The sequence below is a fragment of the Microbacterium sp. B24 genome (assembly GCF_000333415.1).
GTDB lineage: Bacteria > Actinomycetota > Actinomycetes > Actinomycetales > Microbacteriaceae > Microbacterium.
In genome coordinates, this window is the sequence record NZ_BADB01000530.1 from 1 (window position 1) to 7,285 (window position 7,285).

Sequence of the window (7,285 nt, forward strand, 5' to 3'; positions counted from 1 at the left end):
GCCGAAGCGCGNCAGGAGATGTTGGTCGACAGCTGCGCGCTGAGCACGAGCATGGCGATCATCGGCAGGAACGACAGACCGGTCTGGATGGGGGAGTACCCCAGCGTGGTCTGCAGGTAGTAGGTGACGACCAGGAAGATCCCGAACATCCCCGCGCCGGCGATGAGGATCGAGCTGTACGCCGACGCCCGGTTGCGATCGCGGACGATCCGCAGCGGCAGCAGAGGATGTTCGGCGCGCTGCTGCCACAGCACGAAGGCGATGAGCAGAACGCCCGCGGCCGTGAGCGTCCCCCAGGTGATGGGCGCGCCCCAGCCGTCGGTCTCGGCCCGTGAGAAGCCGAACACGAGAGAGAACAGGGCTCCGGAGACGAGGATCGTGCCCGGCACGTCGAGCTTCGGACGGGGGCCGCTGCGGGCGACCGTGTGCACGAAGAAGATCGCCCCGATGACGGCGACGACCGCGATGACGTCGTTGATGTAGAGGTTCCAGCGCCAGCTGAGGTCCTCGGTCAGGATGCCGCCGAGCAGGAGGCCGATGGCGCCGCCGGCGCCCGCGATCGCGCCGAAGACGCCGAAGGCACGACCCCGCTCCTTGGGGTCGGTGAAGGTCGTCGTCAGCACGGCGAGTGCGGTGGGAGCCAGCAGTGCACCGAACGCGCCCTGCAGTGCGCGAGCGACGACGAGCAGCCCGAAGGACCCCGCCATCCCGCCGAGCGCCGATGCGAGCGCGAACCCGACGAGTCCGATGATGAAGGCGCGCTTGCGTCCGATGAGATCCGACAGACGGCCGCCGAGCAGCAGGAGCGAGCCGAAGGCCAACGAGTACGCGGTGATGATCCACTGCCGGTCGCCGACCGAGAACTGCAGATCGGCCTGCGCCGCCGGCAGCGCGATGTTCACGACGGTCGCGTCCAGGACGACCATCAGCTGTGCCAGCGCGACGACACCGAGTGTCAGCCAGCGCCGGCCGGAGGGCGCCGCCGCAGCGGCTTCGGGCGAGGGTGAGGTCATGCGGGAGACTTTATACGACACTTGCGAGTTCCGAAACCGCACAGTTCCTGAACACGCCGGTTCCTGAACTAGACTGTTTCCCATGACGGACACCACCCTCGCCGATGAGGACGTCGATCCCACCCCCAAGCTGGGTCGCAAGCGCGATCACTCCCGCGACCCCGAGATCCTCGCCGCTGCTCTCGACATCCTCGCCGAGAAGGGGTACGAGCGCATGACCGTCGATATGGTCGCCGCACGTGCGCGTGCGGGCAAGGCCACGCTCTACCGACGGTGGCCCTCCAAGGCGGAGCTGGTCATCGACGCCGTCGCCTGCATGAAGAGCTCTTCCCACGCCGACCTTCCGGACACGGGATCGCTGCGCGGTGACCTGGTCGCGAACATCAAGGCTCCCGTCATGAAGGACGGGGAGCGGAAACTGCGCATCATGGCGGGAATGGTCTCGCTGATGTCGGAGTCCCCCGAGTTCGCGGATGCCGCGCGCGCCGCCATCGTCGAGCCGAGGGCGGCCGCGCTGCGTGTGCTGATCCAACGCGCCATCGATCGCGGCGAGGTCGCCCGCGACGTCGACCTCGCACTGCTCTCGCAGGTGATCCCGTCGATGACCGCCTACCGCACTCTCATGCTCGGCAGACCCGTCGACCGCGACTTCGTCATCTCCCTCGTCGACGACGTGCTCCTACCCGCGCTCGGTCTGCGCGCGGGCTGACCTGCAGCCCGCTACCCGACCGGGGCGGCTCAGCGCGTCAGGATCAGCGCCTCCCCTTGACCGCCGCCGCCACAGAGGCCGACGGCCGCCGTTCCCGAACCGCGGCGTACGAGCTCGTGCACGGCGTGCACGACCAGACGTGCGCCGGACGCTCCGATCGGATGACCCAGGGCGATGCCTCCCCCGTGCACATTCACGACGTCCTCGCCGATTCCCAGCTCGCGCTGCGAGTGTGCGACGACCGCCCCGAACGCTTCGTTGATCTCGACGAGATCGAGATCGGATGCCGCAAGGTGCTGCCGCTGCAGAGCCTGAGCGATCGCTCGCGCCGGCTGCGCGTGCAGGGAGTTGTCCGGACCGGCGACCTGACCCGCGGCTCCGACGACGGCCAGCACCGGCCACCCGTTCTCATCTGCGTGCGCGCGCGTCGTCAGGACGACGGCAGCAGCACCGTCGGAGATCTGCGAGGCGTTTCCGGCGGTGATGGAGCCGTCGGCGGAGAACGCGGGGCGAAGCCCGGCCAAGGTCAGTTCGGTCGTGTCCGCACGGATGCCCTCGTCGCTCGTCACGGTGACCGCCGCTCCGCGGCGCTGCGGGACCTCCACGGGCACGATCTCCGCGTCGAAGACGCCGGCATCCCGTGCCGCTGCCGCGCGCTGGTGCGAGAGGGCAGCGACATGGTCCTGCTGCTCACGCGTCACCTCGTATCGCGGGTTGAGGCGCTCCGTCGATGCGCCCATGCTCTCGCGGTCGTAGGCGTCGGTGAGGCCGTCGTAGGCCATGTGGTCCAGCACCTCCACCGAGCCGTAGCTCCATCCGTCGCGCGAGCCCATGAGCAGGTGCGGGGCGCGCGTCATCGACTCCATACCGCCGGCCACGACCACGGTCGCATCGCCCGACGCGATCATCCGCTTCGCGTCGATGATGGCCGTGAGCCCCGAGAGGCAGACCTTGTTCACCGCGGATGCCGGGACGTCCCATCCGATCCCGCCGGCCAGCGCGGCCTGGCGCGCGGGGTTCTGTCCCGATCCCGCGGGCAGCACCTGCCCCATGATGACCGCGTCGACGGCATCCGCAGGGATCGCGCCCGCCGCCAGTGCCCCCGCGATCGCGAGGCCACCCAGCTGCGGGGCGGTGAAAGCGGCCAGCTGGCCTTTGAGTCGCCCCTGCGGGGTGCGGGCGGCAGCGACGATGACGATGTCGGCGGTGCTCATGCGATCTCCTTGAGCTTCTCGGCGATGATCAGAGGGGGTTCCGTGGCGGCGAGGACCTCGTCGACGCTGACGCCCGGAGCGGTCTCGACGAGAACGAGTCCGCGGTCGGTGACGTCGATGACGGCCAGGTCGGTGATGATGCGGTCCACCACTCCGCGCCCGGTCAGCGGCAACGTGCACTGATGGACGATCTTGGCCGAGCCGTCACGGGCGACGTGTTCCATCAGCACGATCACACGGGCGGCACCGTGGACCAGGTCCATGGCGCCGCCGGGACCCTTCACCATCTTTCCCGGGATCATCCAGTTCGCAAGGTCGCCCGACGCCGAGACCTGCATCGCTCCGAGGATCGCGGCGTCGATCTTGCCACCGCGGATCATTCCGAAGCTCAGCGCGGAGTCGAAGAACGAGGCGCCCGGAAGCACGGTCACGGTCTCCTTGCCCGCGTTGATCAGGTCGGGATCGACCTGCTCCTCGGCGGGGTACGGGCCGACGCCCAGGATGCCGTTCTCGGACTGCAGCACGACGGTGACGCCGTCGGGCACGAAGTTCGGCACCAGGGTCGGCAGACCGATGCCGAGGTTCACGTACGAGCCGTCCGTGAGTTCGGCGGCCGCGCGGGCGGCCATCTCGTTGCGGGTCAATGCCATGTCAGGCTCCTTCGGGAAATGTCCGTGCGGCCGCGTCCGACACGGTGACGGTGCGCCGTTCGATCCGCTTCTCGATGTCGCTGCCCACCTCGACGATGCGATGCACGTAGATGCCCGGCAGGTGGATGCTGTCCGGGTCGAGGTCGCCCGGCGCGACGAGCTCTTCGACTTGCGCGATGCAGACGCAGCCCGCCATCGCGGCGAGCGGATTGAAGTTGCGTGCCGCGCGGTGGAAGACGAGATTGCCGTGCGTGTCGCCCTTGGCGGCGTGGACGAGCGCGAAATCGGTCACGATCGCCTCTTCGAGCACGTAGTCGCGCTTCTCACCCGTCACCTCGAAGGCACGGACGTCTTTCTGCGGCGACGCGACAGCCACACCCCCCGCGCCGTCGTAGGCGCGAGGCAGTCCCCCTTCGGCCACCTGCGTACCGACCCCGGTCTGCGTATAGAACGCCGCGATCCCGGCGCCGCCGGCACGCAGCTTCTCCGCGAGAGTCCCCTGCGGGGTGAGCTCGAGCTCGAGCTCGCCGGAGAGGAACTGACGCTCGAACTCCTTGTTCTCGCCGACGTACGACGAGGTCATCTTGCGGATGCGCTTGGCATTCAGGAGTACACCGAGCCCCCAGTCGTCGACACCGCAGTTGTTGGACACCACCGACAGTTCGCTCGTGCCCTGAGCGAGCAGTGCCTGGATGAGTGCGATGGGGTTGCCGGACAGGCCGAACCCGCCGACGGCGAGCGACGCGCCGTCCGGAATGTCGGCCACGGCTGCGGCCGCGGACGGATAGGTCTTGTCGATCACGAATCACTCCTTTGTCATCGCGTGTGCCCTCCCATCCTCCGCCCCGTCGGCGCGGTCCGCACCTCGCCGCTTGCCATGTGGATGCCGCGTCGCCTACTGTCCACATCATGGACACCTCGCGACGCACGGTGCCCGGCGCCCAGTCCGTCGCCCGCGCAGCAGCTCTGCTGCGATTGGTGACGTCCGCGGGCGCAGACGGCGTGTCGGTCGCCGAGATCGCGCGCCGGGCGGATCTCACCCGACCCACGGTGCACCGTTTGCTGTCCGCGCTGCGTCACGAAGGTCTCGTCGATCAGGACGAGAAGTCGGGGGCCTGGGTGCCCGGGCCCGAGCTCTATCTCATGGGAACGGTCGCGGCATCCCGGTACGACATCACGGCGATCGCGCGCGACATCGTGCGGTCGCTGGCGGTCCGCACGGAGGAGAGCGCGTTCCTGTCCGTGCGCCGCGGCGACGAGACGGTCTGTCTCATCCGCGAGGACGGCGCCTTCCCCATCCGCTCCTTCGTGCTGTCGGAGGGCGTGCGCTTCCCCCTCGGCGTCGCCTCGGCCGGGCTGGCCATCCTGGCCTTTCTCCCTCCTCACGATGTGGACGCCTACTTCGATCGCCATCCCGACCTCGGCGAGCGCCACGGCGTCCCGCACGCCGAGCCACGTCTGCGGGCGCGGCTGCGCGAGACGCAGGCGCGCGGCTACGCCCTCAATCCGGGCCTCATCGTCGAAGGCAGCTTCGGTCTGGGAGCCGCCGTGTTCACGCGCTCCGCCCATCCGCAATGGGCACTGAGCCTGACGGGCGTGGAGTTCCGCTTCACGCCGGAGCGCATCCCGGAGCTCGGCCGGACACTGCTCGCCCACGCACACCAACTGACGACCCGCGTGGCCGCGGGTGCCCGCTGAGCGCAACAGAAGCTAGGCGGCCGGAAGCCGCGGAACGGAAGCCCCGAGCTGCTCCTCCACGAGCGCCGCCAACCTGTCTGCTCCGGCGCGCGAGAGCACCACCGTGTAGTGATTGAACTCGGGCCACGCGACGTGCGCCACCGAAGGGTAGGCCCGCAGTTGCGCCGCCAGGTGCGCCGGTGGATAGAGTCCGGGGGTCTCGTCCTGCAGGCCGCGCGGCACCGTCACCAGTGTCGAGGGCGTCGTGAGAGCGCCGAGCGCATCCGCAACCGTCGAGCGCGTGTTCATGTCGACGGTGTCCTCGAGCGTCGTCGCATAGCTCGTCGCCGGTCGATACGAACCGTCCGGCTCGGGCTCGAGATCGTAAGCCAGGTAGTGTTCCAGCTCGCTCGACCAGTCGTCCGCGAATGCGGGGTGTCCTCGCCAGAACGAGAGGTACGCGTCGACGGTGGCGAACCTCTTCGACAGCCGCTCGGCCGTCGGGCCCAGGATGGCAGCGACGAGCTCGTCCGGCGAGAGCCCCTCTGGCGCGGCCAGCGGGAGGCCTCCGTCGACGAGGAGGAGTCGTCGAGCGAGCTCCGGATGCCGATCTGCGAAGACCACCGAGACGAACGCGCCCATCGAGTGCGCGACCACCAGATCGGGCACGACCTCGAGTGTGCGACAGACGAGGGCGAGGTCATCGGCGTGAACAGCCATGCCGGCGGGTCCCGTCAGCCGGTTGCTCCGTCCGCGTCCGCGCAGGTCGGGCGCGACGATCCGCACTCCCGGCAGCGCCGCGGCCAGCAGCTCCCACGCGAGGTGCGACGACGTCACTCCGTGGACGGCGAGGATCGTGGGGGCACCAGACTCGGCATCCCACACCCCCACCCTCAGCCGCCCCCCGGGAACGTCCACGTCGACGGCGCGCGCGGTACGGGTGCTCATCGTGCCGTCCACCCGCCGTCCATCGTGTAGCTGGCGCCCGTGACCATGCCGGCGTCGTCGCCGGCGAGCCATGCGGCCAGTGAGGCGACCTCGTGCGGCTCGATCAGGCGTTTGATCACCGACTCGGTGAGCATGACCTTCTCGACCACCTCGTCCTCGCCGATGCCGTGGACGCGCGCCTGGTCGGCGATCTGCTTCTCGACCAGTGGCGTGCGCACGTAGGCCGGGTTGATGCAGTTGCTGGTCACCCCATGAGCGCCGCCCTCCAGCGCCGTGACCTTCGACAGCCCCTCCAGCGCGTGCTTCGCCGTCACATACGCCGACTTGTAGGCGCTCGCGCGCAGACCGTGGGCGCTGGAGATGTTGATGATCCGCCCCCAGCCCCGCTCGTACATCCCGGGCAGAACGGCGCGGATGAGGAGGAAGGGCGATTCGACCATGAGTCGCTGCATGAAACGGAACCGCTCCGGCGAGAACGTCTCGAGGGGCGCGACCGTCTGCACACCCGCGTTGTTGAGGAGGATGTCGGCGTGCAGCGACAGCTCGTCGAGCGCGACCGTGTCGGACAGGTCCACGACCCAGGCCTCTCCCCCCACGCGGTCGGCAGCGCGCTGGGCGGCTTCACCGTTGAAGTCCGCGATCACGACGTGTGCGCCACGGCGCGCGAACTCTTCCGCGCAGGCAAGCCCGATACCACTGGCACCGCCAGTGATCACCGCGCGACGACCCGAGAGTTCGTGTTCACTCATGCCTTGATCCCTTCTCGGTGCGCACCGCGAGCGCGTTGCGGATGAAGCGCATCATGCCGTCGATGATCTCGTCGCCGATCGCGGCCGGCGGACGGCCTTCCTCATCGCGCTCCCACAGCAGGAAGCGCATACCGATGAGTTCCCCGGCCCCCATGAGGGCCCACGCCGTGACCTCGGGATCCAGGGCGGTGTCGACATCGCCCGACGCCTGGGCGGCGCGCAGACCGGCTTCGTAGCCCTCCACGATGCGGGTGTAGTGCAGACGCAGCATCTCGGGAGAGACGAACTCGGCCTCACGCACCACGCGGTACAGGGCGGGATGGGC

At 69.2% G+C, this 7,285-nt stretch carries 8 protein-coding genes and 1 pseudogene; 2 read left to right on the forward strand and 7 right to left on the reverse strand.

The features are described from left to right. The coding region (locus tag I5I_RS15610) for an MFS transporter (RefSeq protein WP_441295543.1) at window positions 1-1,097 on the reverse strand (1,097 nt) is incomplete at its 3' end. On the opposite strand from I5I_RS15610, the gene I5I_RS15615 reads away from it, so the two are divergent. Next, window positions 1,096-1,722, forward strand: a complete 627-nt coding sequence (locus I5I_RS15615) for a TetR/AcrR family transcriptional regulator (protein WP_036321944.1) — start codon at window positions 1,096-1,098, stop codon at window positions 1,720-1,722. The two genes, I5I_RS15610 and I5I_RS15615, sit on opposite strands and share 2 nt — an antisense overlap. A 29-nt stretch (window positions 1,723-1,751) precedes the next feature. On the opposite strand, the gene I5I_RS15620 is transcribed toward I5I_RS15615, so the two are convergent. From I5I_RS15620 to I5I_RS15630, 3 genes are read right to left on the reverse strand one after another with little or no spacing between them, the layout of a single operon-like run. Continuing rightward, window positions 1,752-2,936 carry an acetyl-CoA C-acyltransferase gene (locus tag I5I_RS15620; RefSeq protein ID WP_036321945.1) on the reverse strand — a complete coding sequence of 395 codons (1,185 nt, stop codon included), beginning with the start codon at window positions 2,934-2,936 and terminating at the stop codon, window positions 1,752-1,754. Beyond that, window positions 2,933-3,586, reverse strand: a complete 654-nt coding sequence (locus I5I_RS15625; RefSeq protein ID WP_187289973.1) for a CoA transferase subunit B — start codon at window positions 3,584-3,586, stop codon at window positions 2,933-2,935. The genes I5I_RS15620 and I5I_RS15625 overlap by 4 nt, the downstream gene beginning before the upstream one ends. Window position 3,587: 1 nt before the next feature. Continuing rightward, window positions 3,588-4,388: a CoA transferase subunit A gene (locus tag I5I_RS15630; protein ID WP_036321946.1), complete on the reverse strand. Its 801-nt coding sequence runs from the start codon at window positions 4,386-4,388 to the stop codon at window positions 3,588-3,590. Between the two features lie 107 nt (window positions 4,389-4,495). Between I5I_RS15630 and I5I_RS15635 the strand changes: the two genes are divergently transcribed. Beyond that, window positions 4,496-5,284 (forward strand): IclR family transcriptional regulator, encoded by a 789-nt coding sequence (locus I5I_RS15635; RefSeq protein ID WP_036321948.1) that lies wholly within the window; start codon window positions 4,496-4,498, stop codon window positions 5,282-5,284. 12 nt (window positions 5,285-5,296) lie between these two features. Here I5I_RS15635 and I5I_RS15640 read toward each other — a convergent pair whose 3' ends face one another. The 3 genes and pseudogenes from I5I_RS15640 to I5I_RS15650 all read right to left on the reverse strand — a co-directional run. Further along, complete coding sequence (locus tag I5I_RS15640) at window positions 5,297-6,211, reverse strand: alpha/beta fold hydrolase (RefSeq protein ID WP_036321952.1); 915 nt, start codon at window positions 6,209-6,211, stop codon at window positions 5,297-5,299. Beyond that, the gene (locus I5I_RS15645) at window positions 6,208-6,960 is read right to left on the reverse strand and encodes a 3-hydroxybutyrate dehydrogenase (protein ID WP_036321949.1); all 753 of its coding nucleotides are present in this window, start codon (window positions 6,958-6,960) and stop codon (window positions 6,208-6,210) included. The genes I5I_RS15640 and I5I_RS15645 overlap by 4 nt, the downstream gene beginning before the upstream one ends. Continuing rightward, window positions 6,953-7,285, reverse strand: a pseudogene (locus I5I_RS15650) (TetR/AcrR family transcriptional regulator); the annotation flags it as partial. The pseudogene I5I_RS15650 and the gene I5I_RS15645, both read right to left, overlap by 8 nt.

Bases quoted from the DNA above. Each gene is read 5' to 3' on its own strand.
- I5I_RS15635 (WP_036321948.1), top strand. From the start codon at position 4,496: ATGGACACCTCGCGACGCACGGTGCCCGGCGCCCAGTCCGTCGCCCGC.
- I5I_RS15645 (WP_036321949.1), bottom strand. From the start codon at position 6,960: ATGAGTGAACACGAACTCTCGGGTCGTCGCGCGGTGATCACTGGCGGT.
- I5I_RS15640 (WP_036321952.1), bottom strand. From the start codon at position 6,211: ATGAGCACCCGTACCGCGCGCGCCGTCGACGTGGACGTTCCCGGGGGG.
- I5I_RS15625 (WP_187289973.1), bottom strand. From the start codon at position 3,586: ATGGCATTGACCCGCAACGAGATGGCCGCCCGCGCGGCCGCCGAACTC.
- I5I_RS15615 (WP_036321944.1), top strand. From the start codon at position 1,096: ATGACGGACACCACCCTCGCCGATGAGGACGTCGATCCCACCCCCAAG.
- I5I_RS15620 (WP_036321945.1), bottom strand. From the start codon at position 2,936: ATGAGCACCGCCGACATCGTCATCGTCGCTGCCGCCCGCACCCCGCAG.